We start from the raw sequence: 21,068 nt of genomic DNA, 5'->3' as shown, positions 1-21,068 counted from the left end.
ATACTGGTTGCCGAACCGTCATCGAACGCTCCGGGTGGTGACGTGGTGAGGACACCCGGTCATGGGATAGTGGACGCTCCCGGGGACCTCACCTCTCCGGACCACCCAGCAAGCCTCCAGGGGCCACCCGCCCCCTCGTACAGAATCGGGGATCCAGGTCGTGACCGACTCGCACAACTCCGGACAGCACAAGGACCGGGAAGCGGCGGCGGCCGAGGTCCGGAGAATGTGGCAGCCGACCCCCTCCTGGTCTCAGCCGGACCCTAACCAGACATCCGACGCCGAACCCGTCGAGGAAACCGAAGAGCAGGCTGACGCGCTCTCGCAGGAGTTCCCGGGCGACTCGTGGTCCGGACCGGCCGCCAAGCCCGCCGACCAGCCGGCGCCGTGGACCCAGCCGCAGGCGAGCGCGCCGACCCCGTCGTGGACGCAGCCGGCCGCCGACGCCGGTGCGGCGTCGTGGAGCCAGCCGGAAGAGCAGGACGACGAGGCGGCTCTCGAGGCCGAGCCAGCTGCCGACGACACTGCTGCGCCCGCCCAGGAGCCCGCCCAGCAGCCCACTCAGAGCAGCCCCGTGTTCGGTGGCTCGTCGTTCCACGGCTCCGGACAGGACCAGGCGGCGCAGCCGCAGAGCGCGCAGTTCCCGCCTGCCCAGCCTCCGCAGGCCGCTCCGGCGCCCCAGCCGGGACAGGGTGGTCAGCCGCTGTCGCCGGCCGCTCAGCACTTCTTCCCGCAGGGCGTCCCCGGTCAGCAGGCGCAGCAGCCGCAGCAGAATCTGTCGTACCGCGCCGACGAGCTGATCCAGGCGCTGCCGCTGCCGCGGGAGGCTCCGGCCGAGCGCGGTATGCGGAGCGTGCTGAAGCTGCGTCCGGGTAGCTCGGAGCGCTCCGAGCGGATCGCACGCGCGACGGCTGCGACGGCCTTCCGCCGTCCGGTGACGATCGTCGTGGCGAACCCGAAGGGCGGCTCGGGTAAGACGCCGACCACCCTGATGCTGGCCGGTGCGCTCGGTCAGGCCCGTGGTGGCGGTGTCGTCGCGTGGGACAACAACGAGCTGCGCGGCAACATGCACCTGCGCACCCACGACACGAACTCGCGGTCGACCGTCACGGACATGCTGCAGGCGATGCCGATGCTGACCCAGCCGGACGCCCGGCTCGGCGACGTCGCGGCATACCTGCGGCACCAGGTGGCCGGTCAGTACGACGTCCTGACGTCGGCGACCACGACGTACGCGCAGATCGAGGCCAAGGACTTCGACCAGATCCACCGCCTGCTGAGCCGGTTCTACAAGGTGCTCGTGATCGACACCGGGAACAACGAGGGCTCCAGCAACTGGCGCGAGGCGATGAAGGCGGCCGACGCCCTCGTCATCCCGATCAAGTGGAAGAGCCTGTCCTGCGCGGCCGCCGTGCAGATGCTGGAGGAGCTCGACAACCAGGGCCCGGAGGCGCAGCGGTTGATCCGCCGCGCGGTGATCGCGGTCTCGAACGGCCCCGGCGACGTGAACAAGGAGGTCGAGAAGCAGCTCCGGCCGTACTTCGAGTCCCGCGCGGCCGCCGTCGTCGACATCCCGACCGACATGCACGTCGCCGCCGAAGGCCCGCTCGACCACTCCGCGCTGCAGCCCGCCACCCGCCGCGCTGCCCTGGACCTGGCAGCGCGAGTCTCCGAACAGATCACCACCGCCCTCAACACCCCTCGCTGACGGCGTCGGCGTCGAGCTGGGGCTCACGCTCGACCTGAGGTTCAGGCTTGCGGAGGCGGTGGCGGACCAGTTCGACGATCACCGTGACCGCCAGGGCGAGGCCGATGCCGAGGACGACACCCTTGAGCGGGTTGTCCTCGAAGGCCTTGCCGCCGATGTAGCCGACGAGGGTGCAGTACATGCCCCAGCTGACGGCGGCGAGGGCGGCGTACGGCGTGAAGCGGCGCAGGGGGAAGCGGACCGAGCCCATGGTCAGCGTGACCGCCGTACGGCCGCCGGGGACGTAGCGGGCGACGACCAGGACCAGGCCGCCGCGTTCGGCCAGCGCTCGCCGCGCCCACAGCACGGCGGCGTGGCGTTTGGTTCCTGGTTTCACGCGGTCGAGCAGGCGGCCGCCGGCGCCGCGGCCGAGGGCGTACGAGACGTGGTCGCCGAGGAACGCGCCGATCGCCGAGACCACGATCACGGCGTACAGGTTCGGCTCGCCGGTGGCCGCGGCGAACACGCCGGCGGTGACGACCAGGGTCTCGCTCGGGATCGCCGGGAAGAACCCGTCCAGCGCGGCGAAACCCCACAACGCGAGGTAGATCCACCACGAGGACATCAGTTCGTCGGCGAAGTGCAGGATGGCGTCACTCATACCCAAGAACCTAGAAATGCAGGCACCACCGGCACATCGGACGAGCGGCTGGTCCCGACCCCTACTTTCGTCAGGTGTGTCGATACCATCTGTCCGTGGCCGGTAATCAGCCGGTCGAGAGCCTGAGGAGTGAACGTGTCGGAAGTCAAGGTCCACCTGATCGGCGTCGAGGGCGAGGCTGAGCGGAGTGTGACCGAGACGACGACGATCGGGGAGCTGTTCGCCGGGATCTTCGGCCAGGACCGCTCCGCCATCGCCGCCCGGGTCAACGGTGAGCTGCGGGACCTGTCCCGGGTGGTCGCCGACGGCGACGAGATCGAGCCGGTCAAGGCGGCGTCGGAGGACGGCCGGGCGATCATCCGGCACTCGACCGCGCACGTCCTCGCGCAGGCGGTGCAGGACCTGTTCCCGGAGGCCAAGCTCGGCATCGGCCCGCCGGTCGAGAACGGGTTCTACTACGACTTCGACGTACCGACGCCGTTCACGCCGGAGGACCTGACCAAGCTCGAGAAGAAGATGCAGCAGATCATCAAGGAGCGGCAGCGGTTCAGCCGCCGAGTGGTCTCCGACGACGACGCGCGCGCTGAGCTGTCCCAAGAGCCCTACAAGCTCGAGCTGATCGGCATCAAGGGCTCCGCGGCGGACGCGGCCGAGGGCGCGAGCGTCGAGGTCGGCGGCGGCGAGCTGACGATCTACGACAACGTCCGGCGTGACGACAGCGTCGCCTGGAAGGACCTGTGCCGCGGCCCGCACGTCCCCGCCACGGGATACCTGGGCAACTTCAAGCTGATGCGTACGGCGGCGGCATACTGGCGGGGGAGTGAGAAGAACCCCCAGTTGCAGCGGATCTACGGCACCGCGTGGGAGTCGCGCGACGAGCTGAAGGCGTACCTGACCCGTCTCGAGGAGGCCGCCAAGCGCGACCACCGCAAGCTGGGCACCGAGCTCGACCTGTTCAGCTTCCCGGACGAGATCGGCTCCGGCCTCGCGGTGTTCCACCCGAAGGGCGGCGTGCTGCGGAAGGTGATGGAGGACTACTCGCGCCAGCGGCACGTGGAGGACGACTACGAGTTCGTCTACTCGCCGCACATCACCAAGGGCCAGCTGTTCGAGACCTCCGGTCACCTGGACTGGTACGCCGACGGCATGTACCCGCCCATGCACCTGGACGAGGAGCGCGGCGCGGACGGGCAGATCCGCAAGCAGGGCCAGGACTACTACCTGAAGCCGATGAACTGCCCGATGCACAACCTGATCTTCGCGGCCCGTGGCCGGTCGTACCGGGAGCTGCCGCTGCGGCTGTTCGAGTTCGGTACGGTCTACCGGCTGGAGAAGTCCGGCGTCGTGCACGGCATGACCCGCGCCCGTGGCTTCACGCAGGACGACGCACACATCTACTGCACCCGTGAGCAGATGCGCGACGAGCTGCGCAACCTGCTGAACTTCGTGCTCGGCCTGCTCGCCGACTACGGCCTGGACGACTTCTACCTCGAGCTCTCCACCAAGAACCCGGACAAGTTCGTCGGTTCCGACGAGGTCTGGGAGGAGGCCACCGAGACGCTCCGGGAAGTTGCCGAGGGCTCCGGTCTCGACCTGGTCCCGGACCCGGGCGGCGCCGCGTTCTACGGCCCGAAGATCTCCGTCCAGGCCAAGGACGCGATCGGCCGAACCTGGCAGATGTCGACGATCCAGCTCGACTTCAACCTGCCGGAGCGGTTCGAGCTCGAGTACACCGCGCCGGACGGCTCCCGGCAGCGGCCGGTGATGATCCACCGGGCGCTGTTCGGCTCGATCGAACGGTTCGTCGCGGTGCTGACCGAGCACTACGCCGGCGCCTTCCCTCCGTGGCTCGCGCCGGTCCAGGTGATCGGCATCCCGATCACCGACGGGCACGTGGACTACCTGTTCGAGATCGCCAAGCAGCTGAAGGCGCAGGGGATCCGGGTCGAGGTCGACGCGTCCGACGACCGGATGCAGAAGAAGATCCGGAACGCCCAGAAGGCCAAGGTGCCGTACATGCTGATCGCCGGCGACGACGACATGTCGGCCGGTTCGGTCTCCTTCCGGTACCGCGACGGCACGCAGAAGAACGGCGTACCGATCGCCGACGCCGTGGCCGAGATCGTCGAGTCCGTACAGAAGCGCGTTCAGGTATGACGGACACCCCCGACTCGCCGTACTCGCCTGAGGAGTTGGCGCGGCAGGACGGGGTCGGGGTGCCCGATCCGTTCATGCGGTTGTGGACGCCGCACCGGATGGCCTACATCGAAGGGGAGAACAAGCCGACCAGCTCCGAGGCCGGCGCGGGCTGCCCGTTCTGCCGGTTGCCGGGGCTGCCGGACGCGGATGCGCTGATCGTGCATCGCGGCGAGTCGGCGTACGCCGTCCTGAATCTGTACCCGTACAACCCGGGTCACCTGATGGTCGTTCCGTACCGGCACGTCGCCGACTACACCGAGCTGACCGACGCGGAGGTCGCCGACGTCGCGACGCTGACCCAGCAGGCGATGCAGGCGGTCCGCACGGTGTCGGGAGCGCACGGCTTCAACATCGGCATGAACCAGGGCGAGATCGCCGGCGCCGGTATCGCCGCCCACCTCCACCAGCATGTGGTCCCGAGGTGGGCCGGCGACACCAACTTCATGCCCGCGATCGCCCACACGAAGGTCCTGCCCCAACTCCTCCCGGACACCCGCGCTCTGCTCGCGAAGTCCTGGCCCTGAGGACCAGAAAGTTCAGCGTAAGAACAAAGGAAGCATCGGGTCGACGAGGTTGGTGAGCGCGGCCAGGGTGACCTCGCGTGGTGGGTTGGTCAGGGCGGTGACGCGGACGACCCGGCGGCCCTGGCGGAAGACGAGTTCGCCGGCCTCGGGGAGGTAGTAGCCGGGCTGCCCGATCGGTGCGAACCGTGGCGGCGGCACCCGCTGCGCTTCCGGGATCGTCGGCTGGTCGAACGCCTCCACGATCGACACGGTCGCGTCGTACGTTCCCCAGACGCACGTCAGCGCGCCCTTCACCCGATAGTCCCGCCGCAACTGCACCTGCAGCCGGATGAACCGCTCGGCCGCCGAGGTCGACAGCTGACACGTCGCGTCCGACTGCCGCGCCGGTCGCAAACTACGGGGTACGGCGTCCTGCGCGGCCACCGCGATCGCGACCGCCTTCACGCGGTCGATCCCGTCCGCCGTACTGCGGTCGATCCCACCCGCCGGCGTGACCCGGACCGCGCGGTCGCCGGCGTGGAACACGAGCCGTGATTCGCCGATCAGAGCCTCCGGTCCGAGCTCCGGCAGCGATTCGACGCCCCCGGCGCCGTTCATCAGCCGGCTGAGCGAGTCCGGCTGACTCGGCAGCGCGCTCACCCCGATCGTCACGGGCCGGTCCTCGAGGAGCAGCGTGCACAGGTCCATGGCGGGGAGGCCGCCGTCGTTCCAGGCGTTCGGCTTCGCGGTCACCGGGATCCGGAGCTGGGCGGTCAGCGTGCGCGTGATCGCCGTACACACCTGTGGTCCGGGCGCTCCCGCCGTACCGTCGAGGCCCTCGGCCTGCTGGGGAGAAATGCTGGTGGGGACGATCACAGAGGGCGGGAGAGGGACCGGAGCCGTGCCGTTCGCGCGCTGGGCGACCGAGCAACCGCCGGCAACAAGCAGGAGGACGAGCGCGCCACCGAGCTGTCCGAGACGCATGGCGGTCACCTCCTCACCCTCCAGCATCCCCCGTGCGAAGGCCCCGCGCAGGCCGAAACCCGTGCCTTGTCACCTGATCAGCATCTGCGTGAACTACGATCGCGTCGCCATGCTTAACAGATTCCGGCAGTTCTGGACCAAGGTGATCACGCCGATCGCCACCCTCCTGCTCAAGCTCGGCGTGAGCGCCGACGTGGTCACGCTGGTGGGCACCATCGGTGTGTCCGCCGGGGCGCTGATCTTCTTCCCGCGCGGCCAGCTGTGGATCGGCGTACTGGTCATCACCCTGTTCGTCTTCTCGGACCTGATCGACGGCCATATGGCCCGCACGTCGGGGACGTCGTCGAAGTGGGGCTCGTTCCTCGACTCGACGCTGGACCGGATCGCCGACGGCGCGGTCTACGGCGGCTTGGTGATGTTCTACGCGAACTCGCGGGCCGGCGACTCGACCCTGATGGCGGCCGTGACGCTGTGGGCGCTGTTGATGGGCGCGGTCACGTCGTACGCGCGGGCCAAGGCGGAAAGCCTCGGGCTGAAGGCGAGCGGCGGGCTCGCCGAGCGCGCGGACCGCCTGGTGTTCACGCTGATCCTCGCGTTCTTCTCGGACGTGTTCAACCTGCCGATCCTGCTGGAGATCGTGATCTGGTACGTCGCCGCGGCGAGCACGATCACCGTTGTGCAGCGGTCGCTGTCGGTGCGTAAGCAGGTCCTGGCCGACCCGGCGAACGCAGGCCTGGACACCCCGCCGTCCCCGCCGTCTCCGCCCTCGGGGCCGAAGACCGACTGACGATGGAAGGTCTGCGGCAACGGGCGGTCGATCTGGCCTTCGCGCTCGCCTGGACGCTGGTACGACGCCTGCCTGAGCGCACCGTCGCGTGGCTGTTCCAGCGGGCCGCGGACCGCACGTTCCGCCGCAACGGCCGCGGCGTACGGCGACTGCGCGGCAACCTGGCCGTAGTACGTCCAGACGCGAGCGAGGCCGAGGTCGACGAGCTCACGCACGCCGGGATGCGGTCGTACCTGCGCTACTGGCAGGAAGCGTTCCGCCTGCCCGAGTGGTCCGACGAGCAGATCGTCGGCCGGGTCCGGACGGTCAACGAGAAGCTGCTGCGGGACGCGTACGCCGCCGGGCAGGGCGTCATCTGCGCACTGCCGCACCTGGCGAACTACGACCACGCGGGCGCCTGGGCCGGGCTGACCGGGATGCCCGTGTCGACGGTCGCGGAACGCCTGCAGCCGGAGTCGCTGTTCGACCGCTTCATCGCGTACCGGAAGAAGCTCGGTATGGAAGTCCTCCCGCTGACGGGCGGTGACGACGACGTCACCGGCGTACTGGCGGATCGTCTGCGGGCCGGGGGATTCGTGTGCCTGGTCGCCGACCGGGACCTGTCCGAACGCGGTGTCCCGGTCACGTTCTTCGGCCGGCCGTCGAGGATGCCGGCCGGACCGGCTGCGCTGAGTCTGAAGACCGGCGCACCGCTGATCCCGGCGACGCTGCACTACGACGGCCCGGATCTCGTCATCACCTTCCACGACGCGGTCGATCCGGACGGCGGCGCGGCGGCGATGACCCAGCGATGCGCCGACGCCTTCGCGATCGGGATCGCCGAGCACCCGCAGGACTGGCACATGCTGCAACGCATCTTCCTCGACTAGCGCGAGAATCGTGGTATGAGGATCGGCGTGGTCTGCCCGTACTCGCTGGGTACGCCCGGCGGAGTACAGAACCACGTCCGCGACCTCGCCGAGGCGCTGCTGTCCCTGGGCCATGAGGTGTCGGTCCTGGCCCCGGTCGACGACGCGTCTCCAGGCAGCGCGATCCCGCCGTACGTCGTCTCGTCCGGAAGGGCTGTCGGCGTGCCGTACAACGGGTCGGTCGCCCGCGTGACGTTCGGTCCGCGTACGGCGGCGCGTGTGAAGAGCTGGCTCGCGGACGGGAACTTCGACGTCGTCCACGTGCACGAGCCGACCACGCCGAGCGCGTCGATCATCGCGCTCTGGTCCGCGGACGGGCCGTTCGTCGCCACGTTCCACACCTGGCAGGTCCGGTCCCGGGCGATGAGCGTGGCGTCCAGCCTGCTCCGGCCGGCGCTCGAGAAGATCGACGCCCGGATCGCGGTGTCCGAGAACGCCCGCTCGATGATGGTGCAGCACATTGGCGGCGAGGCCGTGGTGATCCCGAACGGGCTCTACACCGCCCGGTTCAAAGGCAGCCCGCGCCCGGAGTGGATGGGCGAAGACGGCACGATCAGCTTCCTCGGTCGGTTGGACGAGCCGCGCAAGGGCCTCGGCGTGCTGATGGACGCCGTGCCGGCCTTGGTCGCCGAGCGTCCACGGTTGAAGATCCTGGTCGCGGGATCCGGACAAGCTGATGAAGCTCTGCGGCGGCGGTATCGAGACAACGTCCTGTTCCTGGGCGCGATCGACGACGAGGCGCGGGCCGACATGCTGGCCGGCTCGGACGTGTACGTCGCTCCGCATCTCGGCGGCGAGAGCTTCGGCATCGTCCTGCTGGAGGCGATGGCTGCGGGTGCGCCGGTGCTGGCGAGCGACCTGCCCGCGTTCCGGCACGTGCTGGAGGGCGGGCAGCTGGGGGAGTTGTTCGAGCCCGGGAACGCCGGAGAGCTCGCTGCCCGTGCCCTCAGGCTGCTACGTCGGCCCGATGAGCGAGAGCAGCTCAGGTCCGTCGGGTTGGCCGCCGTACCGAAGTACGACTGGTCCGTTCTGCTGCCGGAGCTCCTGTCTGTCTACGAGCTGGTGGCTAGACCAGCTTCGCGTGGACGGCCTTGATCTCGTCCAAGTCGCCGGACTGCGGCTGCCACGGCAGCACCAGCGGGTCGGTCGGGTAGCGGGGGATCACGTGCAGGTGGGTGTGGAAGACGGTCTGCCAGGCGTCCGGGCCGATGCAGCTGAGCAGGTTCGCGCCGGTCGCGTCGTCGAGGCGCTCGATGACGCGGCCGATCAGCGACTGGGCGAGCAGGGTCGCGGCCATGAGGTCCTCGGGAGCGGCTTCGCGGAGATCGGTCGAATGGACGCGCGGGACGACCAGCAGGTGGCCGGGCGTCGCCGGCGCGATGTCCATGAACGCGATCGCCCCGTCGGTCTCGGCGACCCGCGTGGAGGGAATGGTGCCGGCCACGATCCCGCAGAAGATGCAGTTCTCGCTCATCGGCACAGGCTATACACTGCGCGAGCTGGACCTCTGCCCAAGTGCACCTGGAGCCCGATGCCGGACGAACTCCTGCGCCCGACCGTCGGCGCCGGCGTGGACATGTCGGCGCGCCCGTGGCGCCTGATGTCCCAGACGTACGTCGCGTTCTTCGGCGGTGTGCTCGCGTCCACCGCCGTGGCCTACCTGAACGCGGGCCGGCTCGGCGTCGACGCCGCCAAGCGCCGGCTGATCCTGCTGACCGGTCTCGTCGGCCTGCTCGCGGTGATCGGCGTGTTCGTCCTGCTGTACGACGACTCCGGTACGTCGGGAATCCGGGTGATCATCCGCGTCGTCGCCGTACTGTGCTGCCTGGTCCAGCTGCGGCTGCAGCGCCCGATGGATCGTGCGTTCCAGCTGCGCGGCGCGGACTACGAATCCCTGTGGGGCGTGGGGATCGGGGTGGCGGTCGGAGCCGCGATCGCTGAGGTCATGATCCTCGTCCTGGTGTGGGTGCTGCTGTGAACGAACCGAGTGAGGCCCGGCTGCGGATGGCCGCGCACTGGCTGCAGATCGGCCGCCCCGAGCGCGTGCTCGACGAACTGCAGGGGCTGTCCGGCGATGCAGCCGTGGACTACCGCGCGTACCTGTTCCGCGGTGCCGCCCTGCATGCGTTGGACCGGGACGCCGAGGCGGTCGACGTACTGCGGGACGGCCTCGCCCAGCACGGGCCGTTCCCCGCGATGCTCCACGTCCTCGGGTCCGCGCTGCGGTCAGAGGGTCGTCTGCCCGAGGCCGAGGCCGCGTTCCTGCAGGGCCTGAGCCTCGACCCGAACGATCCGGATCTCCTGCTCGGGTATGCCCACGTGTGCCTGGCGGCCGGGCAGGCCGAGAAGGCCAGCGCTCTGGTCGAGCGTGCCGCGTCGCACGCGCCCGAGAGTGTTGCGGTGTCGGCTGCCCGCGCGCAGGTGGCGTTCGCGCTCGGCAAGGACCGCGACATGCACCGGCACAGCACCGAGGCGTTGTCGCACGACCCCGAGGACCCGAACGCGCGGGCCTTGCACGGTACGGCGTCCATGCTGACCGGTGACTCGCGCGCCGGATACAACTCACTGCGATCCGCCGCCGCAGCGCAACCGGGTGACGCGGACCTGCGTGCTGCTGCCCGCGAGGCCAAGCTGTTCAACCATCCGCTGATGCTTCCGCTGCGCCCGTTCGCCCGCATCAACCCGCTGATCGTCTGGGTCGGCGCAGTCGCGATCATCTACGGCCTCCGCGCCGCCGGGCTCGCTCCGCTGTCCTTCGCCTTCGCCATGGTCTGGCTGGCCTTCTGCGTCTACTCCTGGGTGGTCCCACCGCTGGTCCGCCGCTGGATCAACAGGAAATGGGGATCATGAGTAACGACCGCATCGAGGCGCTCCGGAAAGCGGTCGACGCGGCGCCGGACGACGTACTGCTGCGGCTCGTGCTCGCGGAGTCGTTGGCCGCGGACGGCGAGATCGAGGAGGCGCTCGACCAGTACGTCGTACTGCTGGATCAGCACGGTCTGCCCGACGACCAGTTCGTGCCTGTCGGTGAACTGGCCGCGGCGAACGGGCGACTCGCCCTGCTGCGGAACCTGCTCGAAGCGGCTCGTCAGCGCGGCGTCGTCGAGGGGACCGGGCGGCTGCAGCAGCTCGTGGACGGCATGATCGCCGAGCGCAGCGGCGTACGGATCAAGGTCGGCCCGGAGGACGAGCAGGACCCGCTGATCCCGGACACGCCCAAGGAGACCACCACCTTCGACCAGGTCGGTGGGATGGAGGAGATCAAGCGGGTGATCCACCGGATGGTGATCCTCCCGCTGAGCCGCCCGGAGCTGTACGAGAAGTACGGGCGGAAGTCCGGCGGCGGTGTGATGCTGTACGGCCCGCCTGGCTGCGGGAAGACGCTGCTGGCGCGTGCGACCGCGGGGGAGTGTGGGCTGCCGTTCATCAACGTCCGGATCGAGGACGTGATGGACCCGTACCTCGGGGTCTCCGAGCGCAACCTGCACGCCGCGTTCGAGCGGGCCCGCGCCAACGCGCCGTGCGTGCTGTTCCTCGACGAGCTGGACGCGCTGGCCTTCGCGCGGCACAAGCACGGCGGATCCGAGGCACGCCGGCTGGTCGACGTACTGCTGCAAGAACTCGACGCGATCGGCTCCGAGAACGAGGGCCTGCTGGTACTCGCCGCGACCAACGCGCCGTGGGACGTCGACGAGGCGATGCTCCGCCCCGGCCGTTTCGACCGGGTGATCTTCGTACCGCCGCCGGACGAATCGGCCCGCGCCGACATCCTGTCCGTGCTGACGAAGGAGGTCCCGGCCGACGGCCTCGACCTCAAGGCGCTGGCCGCGCAGACCGCGATGTTCAGTGGCGCCGACCTGCGCGCGCTGATCGAGCGCGGCGTCGACAAGGTGATCGACGAGGCGCTCTCGAGCGGTGGCGAGCCGCCCCTCGCGATGGGACACCTCGCCGACGCGCTGACCGCGGTGAAGCCGTCGACGCTCGACTGGCTGCACCGCGTGCGCTCGTACATCGAGTTCGCCAACCAGAGCGAGCGCTACGACGACGTGGCGGCGTACCTCAAGTCCCGCGACGTACGCCGCCGCCTGAGCTAACTCATTTCAGCCTCGACGCTGCGGACTCCGGCATCGCCTCGTCAGGAACCGTCCAGGTCGCAACCCATCAGCTCGCCCCGTCGCCGTCCCGCCGCCCGCGCAGCGCGCCCGGACGTCCGCGTAGGCCCCAAACCGGTTTGGGGAGGAATGTCTGCCCGGGTCGGGAGATGGGGCTCCCCGGTTGGTGCGCAGACGTTTCCCAAACCGGTTTGGGGAGGAATGCCTGCCCGGGTCGGGAGGTGGGGCTCCCCGGTTGGTGCGCAGACGTTTCCCAAACCGGTTTGGGGAGGAACGCCTGCCCGGGTCGGGAGGTGGGACTCCCCGGTTGGTTGGCAGGCTCCTCCCCGAACTGGTTTGGGGAGGAGTGCCTCGGTGGGGGACGAGGTATTAACTCACTTCAGTCTGGACGCCGCGGACTCCGGCATCGCCTCGTAGCGGGAGAACTCGCGGCTGAACGACGCTGCGCCGTGGGACAGTGAGCGGAGGTCGATGGAGTAGCGGGTGATCTCCACCTGCGGTACTTCGGCCTTCACCAGCGTCCTGTTCTCGCCGACCTTGTCGGTGCCGAGCAGCCGCCCGCGACGCCCGGACAGGTCGCTCATCACCGCGCCGACCAGATCGTCGGGCACCAGGACCGACACCAGATCCACCGGCTCCAGCATCGCGACCCGGGACGCGGCGGCCGCCTCGCGGAGCGCCAGCCCACCGGCCATCTGGAACGCCATGTCGGACGAGTCGACGCTGTGCGCCTTCCCGTCGCGCAGCGTGACCCGGATGTCGACCATCGGGTACCCGGGCCCGACGCCCTTCTCCATCTGCGCCCGGACGCCCTTCTCGACGCTTGGGATGAACTGCCGCGGCACCGCACCGCCGACCACCTTGTCGACGAACTCGAATCCCGACCCTTGCGGCAGCGGCTCGACCTCGATGTCACAGACGGCGTACTGACCGTGCCCGCCGGATTGCTTCACGTGCCGCCCGTGGCCCTTGGCCGGGCCGAGGAACGTCTCCCGCAGCGGCACCCGCAGCTCGACGGTGTCCACGGTCACGCCGTACCGGTTCGCCAGCGCGTCCAGTACGACGTCCGAGTGCGCCTCGCCCATGCACCACAGCACGATCTGGTGGGTCTCCGGGTTCTGCTCGATCCGCAGCGTCGGGTCCTCGGCGGCCAGCCGTTGCAGCCCGGCACCGAGCTTGTCCTCGTCGGTCTTCGCATGCGCCTGTACGGCGATCGGCAGCAACGGCTCCGGCATATTCCACGGCCTGAGCAGCAGCGGATCCGCCTTGTCGGAGAGCGTGTCACCGGTTTCCGCGCGGGTCAGCCGGCCGATCGCGCACAGGTCTCCGGCGATCACCTGCCCCGCCGGGCGCTGCGTCTTGCCGATCGGGAACGACAGCGTGCCGATCCGCTCGTCCTCGTCGTGGTCCTCGTGCCCGTGCGACTGACCGTTGTGGTCACCGAAGAAGGACGTGAAATGGCCCGACACGTGAACCGTCGCGTCGGGCCTGATGGTGCCGGAGAACACCCGCACCAGGCTGACCCTCCCGACGTACGGGTCCGACGTCGTCTTCACCACCTCGGCGAGCACCGGGCCGGCGGTGTCGCACGTGAGGCCCTTGCGGGCGACGCCGTGCGGGGTGAAGACCTCCGGGAGCTTGTGCTCGAGTGGCGACGGGAAACCGCTGGTGATCACCTCAAGCAGCTCCAGCGTGCCGACCCCGGAGGCGCTGCAGACCGGGATCACCGGGAAGAACGAGCCCCGCGCGACCGCGCGCTCGAGGTCCTCGATCAGCACCTTCTGGTCGATCTCCTCGCCGCCGAGGTAGCGGTCCATCAACGACTCGTCCTCGGACTCCTCGATGATCCCCTCGATCAGCGTGCCGCGCAGTTCCTCGATCTCGCCGGCGTACGACGGGTCCGGATCCGCAGTCGACCGTTTGCCGCCGGTATATCCGAAGTACGACTGGGAGAGGAGCCCGATGAGCCCGTCACCAGCGGGCAGGTAGAGCGGCAGCACCTTGTCGCCGAACGCGGTCTGCGCCGTGGAGAGCGCATTCTGGTAGTTCGCCCGGGCGTGGTCGAGCTTCGTGATCACGACCGCGCGCGGCATCCCCACCTGGTCGCACTCCTGCCAGACCGTCCGGGTCGGCTCGTCGACGCCCTCGCTCGCCGAGATCACGAACAGCGCACAGTCGGCGGCGCGGAGTCCGGCCCGCAGTTCACCGACGAAATCGGCGTACCCGGGCGTGTCGATCAGGTTGATCTTGACCTTCCCCTGGCCGCCGTCGTGCGGCAGCGAGGCGAGCGACAGGCCCACCGAGCGCTGCTGCCTGATCTCGGCGTCGTCGAAGTCGCACACCGTGGTTCCGTCCAGGACGGTGCCGGGTCTGTTCAGGACTCCGGAGGCCACCAGCAGGGCCTCGACGAGGGTGGTCTTGCCGGAGCCCGACGGGCCGACCAGGACCACGTTGCGGATGGCGGCCGGACTGTCCACAGCGGGCGCGGCTCCGGTGCCTTGGGAAGTGTTCGTCTTGTCTGCCATGACGTTCCTCCTGGTCCACCCACGATTCCCCTAACCGACACTTCGCACAAGGCCCATCAGCTCGCGGATTCGTGTCGGCCCGGCAACCCCCGGACCCCGGCCCTCGATAGGGTCCGGGCATGCGTAGGGCACTCGGGGTAGTCATCAGTACGTTGGTCGCCGTTCTGGCGCTGGCCGGGTTCGCCGTACCGGCAAGCGCCCGTACGGCGGACACCGGCGACGAGATCAGGAACTTCAGGATCGCCTACACCGTCTCTGCCGAGGGTGTGCTGCACGTCGAGGAGACGATCGACTACCACTTCGCGGAGTCCGGGCGGCACGGGATCTACCGGGATCTGGTCACCCGCGAGCCCTACAAGGACGACGACTCCAAGGACCAGGAGTACCAGGTCTCGAACGTCGAGGTCTCGTCCCCGAGCGGCGCCCCGGACGAGTTCACCGTCGACACGTACGAGGGGAACAAGGGCCGGTACGGCGAGTTGCAGATCAGGATCGGCTCCGCGAACGAGACGATCCCCGGCACCGAGGCGACGTACAAGATCACGTACGACGTGCGCGGCGCGCTGCGGCACTTCGACGACCACAGCGAGCTGTACTGGGACGCCACCGGCAGCGCGTGGGACGCGGTGATCGACCAGGTCACGGTCAACGTCGAGGTCCCGCAGGGCGTGACCAAGACCGAGTGCTTCCTGGGTACCGCCGGATCGAATCGGACGTGCCCGCAGAAGTCGGTCGTCGGGCAGAAGGGCGTGTTCGGCGCGTCGCAGCTGGACCGCGCCGAGCAGCTGACGATCGTGGCCGGAATCACCGCGGGCGCCGTCCAGAACGACACCCCGATCCTGGTCGACCCGCCGAGCTGGCTGGAGCGTAACGGGGTGTCCTGGCTCCAGCTGATCGGGTCCGGCATCGCGACCGTGGTCGCCTTCGTGCTCGCCGCGCTCTACTCGAGGTTCGGCAACAAGGACCAGCGGTACGCCGGGATGCCGCCGGGAGCGTTCCCGCCGGACGGGGTCGTCGCGCAACCGGTGAAGGACGAGCTCACCGAGGACCAGATCCCGGTCGCGTTCGCGCCGCCGCGGATCCCGGTCGCCGAGGGCGGTCTGCTGATCGACGCGAAGGCGAACACGACCGAGACGGCCGCGACGCTGATCGACCTGGCGGTGCGCGGCGGCGTACGGATTGACAACGACGGTTCGACGCAGAAGGCTGTGCTGCTCAACCCGGCGGCCGCGACAGCACCGCATGAGCAGGCGCTGATGCTCGGCCTGTACCCGGGGCTGCAGCCCGGCACGGAGGTGCTGCTCGAGCGCGGTGCGGTGGGTGACAACACCATGCGGCACGCGCACAACGAGATGATCAAGGCGCTCCGTGACCAGGTGAAGGCTCGCGAGTGGTACCTGCGGATGCCGCGGGCCGGTGGCGGCTCGGCGTTCAAGAACGGCTTCGGCTGCGCCTGTATGGCGATGATCGCGATCTGGGTCGTCGGCGCCGGCCTGATGGGTACCGTGGTCAGCGCCGCGACCGGCGGCTTCGGCCGGGCGGTGGTCGTCGCGGTGCCGGTGATCGCGGTCATCGTTGCCATCGGCATCTGGATCGCGATCCGGGGCCGTGGGCAACGAAACCCGGCCGGCCGCGCGGTCGCGGACCAGCTGATCGGCTTCCGGAAGTACTTGGCCACGGCCGAGGCGGACCAGTTGCGCTTCGAGGAGGGCGAGGACATCTTCTCGAAGTACTTGCCCTGGGCAATCGCCTTCGGTCTCGCGGACCGCTGGCAGAAGGTATGCGAGCAGCTCGTCGCCGCCGGCCGCATCACACCCGACCCGTACTGGTACTCCGGACCGTCGTACTACAGCTCCGGCTGGACCGCGGGTGCGGTCGGCGCGACCGTCGCGAGCAGCTTCGACCCGCCGCCCACGCCGTCGAGCTCCGGCGGTGGCGGCGGCAGCTCGTCCGGTTTCAGCGGCGGTTCCTCCGGCGGCGGTGGCGGCGGCGGAGGCGGCGGGAGCTGGTAGCTCAGGTCAGACCGCTCCGCCCGCGGCGGTGGGAGCCGTGGGGTCGGTGCCGGCGGTGCCGACCACCTCGCGGGCCAGGAAGTCCTCGAGGTGGAAGAGGTTGTCGCCGGCGCGCTTGGCGACGTTGACCAGGGTGTTCATGGCCGCGACCTCCTCGACCTGCTCCTTGAGGAACCACTGCATGAACTGCTCACCGATGTAGTCGCTCTCGTCGCGGGCCGTGCGCGCGAGCATCTCGATCTGCTTGGTGACCGTGATCTCCTGCGCCAGCGCGAGCTCGAGCGGCTCCAGCGCGGTCTTGAAGTCCGACTCGACCTCGCCGACCGACGGGATGTGCGGCCGGATGTCCTTGTCGAGCAGGTACTGGACCATCATCATCGCGTGGTTGCGCTCTTCCAGTGACTGCTTGTAGAAGTGCGCGGCCAGCTGCGGCAGGTCCTGGTCGTCGAACCAGACAGCGACCGCCACATACTGCTGTGCGGCCGTGAATTCGTTACGGATCTGTTCCTGCAGGAGTTTCTCGTACGTGCTCATTGCGTCAATCTAACGGCCATCCGGCGAATCCACACCCTTGGCGAGCCTGACCTAACCGGCGCGTTTCCGTCCCAGTTCGACGATCTCGGTACCGCCGCCGGGCAGGCCGATGCGCACCGTCGTACCGTCCACGGCCACATCGATGCCCTCGGCAAGGGCTTCCGGCCGGAGGGCGTCGCGGGTCAGCAGTACGGCGTTCACGAGCACCAACGGCTCCCCGTGATGCGGTGCCGTCAGGTACGGCGTCGCCGAGTGCACGCCGAACGGGTTGACCCCCACCGCACGATGCACACCCGCCGTGTCGTAGCCGTGCAACCCAACCACGGCCGACACCAACCCGTCCGCGTTCCGCGCAGCAGCAGCAGCAGTCGGCGCCGCCGACTCCGCCCCCGTGCTGGCGGTTGCCTCTGGCAAGGAGCCGCCGGCGACGGCGTAGCCGCCGCTGCGGACCAGCGCGCCCTCCGGACCCTCGACCAGCGCGCACCGAATCTCCCAGCCGTTCCACACGATCGACGCGATCTCGATCGCCCACGGCCCGTCCTCCCCGAGCCACGCGTTGTGCCAGGACGACGCCGTACGGCCGTCGACACCCAGCCGCCGGATCCGCCCCCGCCCACTCGCTGCGCTATCGGTCGAGACCAACGAGATCAGGTTGTCGATCCCCGGCTCACTGTCCGACAGATCCGGGCCGGCGTGGTTCGCATACGCCAGCCGGTTGTAGTGCGGATCACCCGCCAGCTCCACACCCTGCGGCTCGGTCACTGGAGCGTGGTCCGCGCCGTGGTTCACCAGTTGCACCACCTGGTCGTGACGGCTCGCGTGCACGATCCACCCGGGCTCCGGCATCGCGCGGAGCTGATCCGCGTCGTCGAGCGCAATCGAGTCCTCCGGGTCCGCCCACACCGGGTGCTCCGGCGGCAGGATCAACCCGACGAAACCCTTCGAGGCCCAGTACGGCGAACCAGGACCGGAGTACTGCTGCGTGGTCGGCAGGAACGTGTCGTACCACCCGAGTGTCAGCACGCCACGCTCGTCCGGCACCCCGTGCTGCACGAAATGCCGCGCGATCCCCGAGCACAGCCGCCGCGTCGCACCCGGCGTCAACGGCGTCGAGTCGAGGATCGCGCCCATCCAGTACGGCGCCGCGGCCGCCATCCGGTACGTCAGCGACCGGCCCTGGTAGATCGGCGCCCCGTCGTTCCCGACCAGATGTACGGCGTCCTCGAGGAAGAGGTTGATCCGCTCCTTGTAGAGCTTCAACCGGTCCTCGTACTGCGCACCCGGCGTGGCGGCGGCCATCCGCGCCCACAGGCCCGGGTACAGGTGCATCGCCCAGCCGATGTAGTTGTCGAAGTTTTGCCCGTCGCCGTCGGAGTACCAGCCGTTGCCGACGTACCAGTCCTCGATCCGGTCGAGGCCCGCGTCGATGTCGTCCTGTTCGAAGGGCGCTCCGACGGACGCGAGGAACTGCTCACTCACGACCTGGAAGAGCCGCCAGTTGTTGTCGTGCGTCGTCGACCCGTTGAAGCCGCCGAGCCACTCCGCGACATGTTCCTGCGCCCGGCTGTCGAGGCGGTCCCAGATCCATTCGCGGGTCTCGTGCAGCGACACCGCGATCGCCGCGGCCTCGACCATCTGCTGCGACTTCGGGGTGAGTCGCAGCCACGCCTCGGGGTGGTCCGGGTTGGCGCCGTTCGCGACGCCCCGCGCGTACCGCTCGATCAGTGCCTCGCAGCCCTTGCCCTGGACGCCGGCGATCCGGAACGCGGCGAGCATGAACGACCGGGCGAATCCCTCCAGCGCGTCGGACGCCGTACCCGACCGGCTCGGCCGGCCCGGGAGCTCGACCAGGGAGGCGCCGGGGGAGAAGTACGGAACGAGCGAGTCGAGCAGATGGTCCGCGAGCGCCTCCCAGTGCGCCCGCACCCATCCGGTCTGACGCGACAGCTCACGGTCGGTGTCCGGCAGGATCAAGCGGGTCATGCGAGTCTCCCGATTTCGGCGGGGCTGATGGCGTGTTGGAGGGGCTGGCCGGTGGCGAGGCGTTCGAGTTCGCTGACGGCGAGTTCGCCGAGGCGGGCGATCTCGTTGCCGACGGCGCCGGCGACGTGCGGGGTGACGAAGACGTTCGGCAGGTCGAGCAGCGGCGAGTCCGGCGGCAACGGCTCCGGATCGGTCACATCGAGTACGGCGTCGATGCGGCCCGACACGCACTCGCTCTGCAGCGCTTCGGCGTCGATGATCTTGCCGCGGGCCGTGTTGATCAGGACCGCGCCGTCCTTGAGCAGACCGAGCAGGCGGGCGTCGACCAGGCCGACCGTCTCCGGAATCAACGGCGCGTGCACGCTGAGGATGTCACTGCGACGGAAGAGCGTGTCGTTGTCCACCAGCTCCGCGCCGAGTGCTGCGGCCTCATCCGTCGTGAGGTACGGGTCACTGATCAGCACGTGCAGGTCGAAGGCCCGCAACCGCTCGGCGACCATCTTCGCGATCCGGGACGCCCCGAGCAGGCCGACCGTCGAACCGTAGCTGCCCGGCATCCCGTGCGGGTCGGCCTTGCGCCGCTCCACCCGGTACTGCGCCGCGAGCCGGAACGCCCGCTTCCCGGCCAGCACGATCGCCGCGACCGTGAACTCGGCGACCGGCTGCGCGTTCGCCGTGGCCGCCGACGAGACCTGGATACCGCGGTCGAACACCGCCGGATCCACGATCGCCTTCACCGAGCCGGCCGCGTGCAGGATCGCCTGCAGCTTCGGCGCCGCGTCCAGCACCTCCGGCCCGATCCGCGGGCAGCCCCACCCGGTGAGCAGTACGTCGACGTCCGGGAGCGCCGCCCGTACGGCGGGATCGGCGAGGAAACTCGCCCCGGGTCCGACCGGAAGCACCGTGGCGATCGCGTCCAGGCGCTGCCGGACCCGCGGCACGAGGACGCGGTCCCGGCTGGCTTCGTTCATCGCCAGCATCACGGTCAGGGCGGAATCTGGTTCGCGGCTCACAACGACAACCTAGCAAGCGCTTTCCACCGCTGTCGCGCCGAGTGCCGAGTCTTGGAACATCCTGAATCTTTCCGGAACTTGCCCAGGGTCGGAATTAGTCCGCGACATCGCGGCGTTGGGGAAGGTAGAAGTACCTGTCCCTGTGTTTGTCATTGTGTTGGAAGTTGCGAAGGAGACGAGGATGCTGCGACCGGACGACCTCTACGAGATCGTCGACGAGTCGGTGGCGACCGGCGCGGCGGCGACGCCGAAGGTCCTGGTGCACTCGCTGGACGGGTTCATGGACGCCGGCCAGGCAGGCCGGGTGACCGCGGACCACCTGCTCGAGGTGCTGGACCACCGGCTGCTGGCACGGTTCGACGTCGACCTTCTGCACGACTACCGGGCCCGGCGGCCCGAGGTGACGTTCGCCGAGGACCGGTTCACCGACTACACACCGCCGCACCTTTCGCTCCATCTGGTGACCGACGACGCCGGCGTGGACTTTCTGTTGCTGGAGGGCGCCGAGCCGGACAGTCACTGGGACCGGTTCGCCGGGGCGATCCGGCAGCTGAACGACCTGTACAACGTGACGCTCACGATCGGTGTCCACGGCATCCCGATGGGTGTCCCGCACACGCGGCCGCTCGGCCTTACGGCCCACGCGACGCGGCCCGAGCTGGTCACCCGCTCGAACATCTGGGACGGCGAGATGCAGTTGCCCGCGAGCGCGGGGACGATGCTGCAGGTCCGTCTCGGCGAGGCGGGCAAGGACGCGATGGGCTTCGCGGTCCACGTACCGCACTACCTGGCCGAGAACCGCTTCCCGGGCGCTGCGCTGGCCCTCGTGCACGCGATCTCAGCCGCGACGGGCCTGCTCCTCCCTAGCAAGGCCCTGCTCGACGAGGCCGCCGTCACCGGCCGGCTGGTCGACGAGCAGGTAGACGCGTCGGAGGACGCGAGCGCAATAGTCAAGGCCCTGGAAACCCAGTACGACGCCGCCGACGGCTCCCTGACCCGCAAGAGCCTCCTCGCCGACTCCACCCCCTCCGCAGACGAGCTAGGCGCCGAAGTAGAACAATTCCTAGCCGACCTAAACCGCGAAGACAACGACTAGCCCGCCTGCCTGGCCGGGTGCGTTGAACAGGAACCGGGGGCGTTGCACAGGTTATTGCCTGTGC

Annotated in this window: 18 protein-coding genes; 11 read left to right on the top strand and 7 right to left on the bottom strand. The window is 69.4% G+C overall.

Annotated elements, in window-relative coordinates:
- The first annotated feature begins 160 nt into the window (after positions 1-160).
- Positions 161-1,708, top strand: coding sequence for an AAA family ATPase (locus ACWF0M_RS09890; RefSeq protein ID WP_452235239.1), 1,548 nt, complete (start codon positions 161-163; stop codon positions 1,706-1,708).
- Here the strand turns inward: ACWF0M_RS09890 and ACWF0M_RS09885 are convergent.
- Positions 1,692-2,348, bottom strand: coding sequence for a DedA family protein (locus ACWF0M_RS09885; RefSeq protein ID WP_452235238.1), 657 nt, complete (start codon positions 2,346-2,348; stop codon positions 1,692-1,694). The two genes, ACWF0M_RS09890 and ACWF0M_RS09885, sit on opposite strands and share 17 nt — an antisense overlap.
- 135 nt (positions 2,349-2,483) lie before the next feature.
- Between ACWF0M_RS09885 and thrS the strand changes: the two genes are divergently transcribed.
- Positions 2,484-4,505 carry a threonine--tRNA ligase gene (thrS, locus tag ACWF0M_RS09880; protein ID WP_452235237.1) on the top strand — a complete coding sequence of 674 codons (2,022 nt, stop codon included), beginning with the start codon at positions 2,484-2,486 and terminating at the stop codon, positions 4,503-4,505.
- A complete protein-coding gene (locus ACWF0M_RS09875; RefSeq protein WP_452235236.1) occupies positions 4,502-5,071 on the top strand; it encodes an HIT family protein in 570 nt (189 codons plus the stop codon). Before thrS ends, ACWF0M_RS09875 begins: the two co-directional genes overlap by 4 nt.
- A 12-nt stretch (positions 5,072-5,083) precedes the next feature.
- Here ACWF0M_RS09875 and ACWF0M_RS09870 read toward each other — a convergent pair whose 3' ends face one another.
- The gene (locus ACWF0M_RS09870) at positions 5,084-6,034 is read right to left on the bottom strand and encodes a hypothetical protein (protein ID WP_452235235.1); all 951 of its coding nucleotides are present in this window, start codon (positions 6,032-6,034) and stop codon (positions 5,084-5,086) included.
- A 109-nt stretch (positions 6,035-6,143) separates the two neighbouring features.
- Here ACWF0M_RS09870 and pgsA point away from each other — a divergent pair, with 109 nt between their 5' ends.
- From pgsA to ACWF0M_RS09855, 3 genes are read left to right on the top strand one after another with little or no spacing between them, the layout of a single operon-like run.
- On the top strand, positions 6,144-6,821 hold the full coding sequence (pgsA, locus tag ACWF0M_RS09865; RefSeq protein ID WP_452235234.1) for a phosphatidylinositol phosphate synthase: 678 nt from the start codon (positions 6,144-6,146) through the stop codon (positions 6,819-6,821).
- A 2-nt stretch (positions 6,822-6,823) separates the two neighbouring features.
- A complete protein-coding gene (locus ACWF0M_RS09860; RefSeq protein WP_452235233.1) occupies positions 6,824-7,690 on the top strand; it encodes a phosphatidylinositol mannoside acyltransferase in 867 nt (288 codons plus the stop codon).
- Between the two features lie 15 nt (positions 7,691-7,705).
- The gene (locus tag ACWF0M_RS09855) at positions 7,706-8,824 is read left to right on the top strand and encodes a glycosyltransferase family 4 protein (RefSeq protein ID WP_452235232.1); all 1,119 of its coding nucleotides are present in this window, start codon (positions 7,706-7,708) and stop codon (positions 8,822-8,824) included.
- Here the strand turns inward: ACWF0M_RS09855 and ACWF0M_RS09850 are convergent.
- Positions 8,796-9,203, bottom strand: coding sequence for an HIT family protein (locus ACWF0M_RS09850; RefSeq protein ID WP_452235231.1), 408 nt, complete (start codon positions 9,201-9,203; stop codon positions 8,796-8,798). The genes ACWF0M_RS09855 and ACWF0M_RS09850 overlap by 29 nt on opposite strands.
- Positions 9,204-9,260: 57 nt before the next feature.
- Here ACWF0M_RS09850 and ACWF0M_RS09845 point away from each other — a divergent pair, with 57 nt between their 5' ends.
- From ACWF0M_RS09845 to ACWF0M_RS09835, 3 genes are read left to right on the top strand one after another with little or no spacing between them, the layout of a single operon-like run.
- Positions 9,261-9,707 (top strand): hypothetical protein, encoded by a 447-nt coding sequence (locus tag ACWF0M_RS09845; protein WP_452235230.1) that lies wholly within the window; start codon positions 9,261-9,263, stop codon positions 9,705-9,707.
- A complete protein-coding gene (locus ACWF0M_RS09840) occupies positions 9,704-10,579 on the top strand; it encodes a tetratricopeptide repeat protein (protein ID WP_452235229.1) in 876 nt (291 codons plus the stop codon). The genes ACWF0M_RS09845 and ACWF0M_RS09840 overlap by 4 nt, the downstream gene beginning before the upstream one ends.
- On the top strand, positions 10,576-11,823 hold the full coding sequence (locus ACWF0M_RS09835; protein ID WP_452235228.1) for a tetratricopeptide repeat protein: 1,248 nt from the start codon (positions 10,576-10,578) through the stop codon (positions 11,821-11,823). Before ACWF0M_RS09840 ends, ACWF0M_RS09835 begins: the two co-directional genes overlap by 4 nt.
- Before the next feature lie 392 nt (positions 11,824-12,215).
- Here ACWF0M_RS09835 and ACWF0M_RS09830 read toward each other — a convergent pair whose 3' ends face one another.
- On the bottom strand, positions 12,216-14,366 hold the full coding sequence (locus tag ACWF0M_RS09830) for an elongation factor G-like protein EF-G2 (RefSeq protein ID WP_452235227.1): 2,151 nt from the start codon (positions 14,364-14,366) through the stop codon (positions 12,216-12,218).
- A gap of 119 nt (positions 14,367-14,485) precedes the next feature.
- On the opposite strand from ACWF0M_RS09830, the gene ACWF0M_RS09825 reads away from it, so the two are divergent.
- Positions 14,486-16,378 carry a DUF2207 domain-containing protein gene (locus tag ACWF0M_RS09825; RefSeq protein ID WP_452235226.1) on the top strand — a complete coding sequence of 631 codons (1,893 nt, stop codon included), beginning with the start codon at positions 14,486-14,488 and terminating at the stop codon, positions 16,376-16,378.
- Between the two features lie 6 nt (positions 16,379-16,384).
- On the opposite strand, the gene ACWF0M_RS09820 is transcribed toward ACWF0M_RS09825, so the two are convergent.
- The 3 genes from ACWF0M_RS09820 to ACWF0M_RS09810 are packed head-to-tail and all read right to left on the bottom strand — an operon-like array spanning position 16,385 to position 19,908.
- Positions 16,385-16,912 carry a ferritin gene (locus ACWF0M_RS09820; RefSeq protein WP_452235225.1) on the bottom strand — a complete coding sequence of 176 codons (528 nt, stop codon included), beginning with the start codon at positions 16,910-16,912 and terminating at the stop codon, positions 16,385-16,387.
- 51 nt (positions 16,913-16,963) lie between these two features.
- A complete protein-coding gene (locus tag ACWF0M_RS09815; RefSeq protein WP_452235224.1) occupies positions 16,964-18,895 on the bottom strand; it encodes a DUF2264 domain-containing protein in 1,932 nt (643 codons plus the stop codon).
- Positions 18,892-19,908, bottom strand: a complete 1,017-nt coding sequence (locus ACWF0M_RS09810) for a hydroxyacid dehydrogenase (RefSeq protein WP_452235223.1) — start codon at positions 19,906-19,908, stop codon at positions 18,892-18,894. The genes ACWF0M_RS09815 and ACWF0M_RS09810 overlap by 4 nt, the downstream gene beginning before the upstream one ends.
- Positions 19,909-20,089: 181 nt before the next feature.
- Here ACWF0M_RS09810 and ACWF0M_RS09805 point away from each other — a divergent pair, with 181 nt between their 5' ends.
- Entirely contained in the window at positions 20,090-21,004 is a 915-nt protein-coding gene (locus ACWF0M_RS09805; RefSeq protein ID WP_452235222.1) for a proteasome assembly chaperone family protein, read from the top strand.
- The last annotated feature ends 64 nt before the right edge of the window (positions 21,005-21,068 follow it).

This window comes from Kribbella sp. NPDC055110, assembly GCF_053607525.1.
Note: the sequence above shows the minus strand (reverse complement) of the source record. Positions and strands in the feature narration are given on the sequence as shown.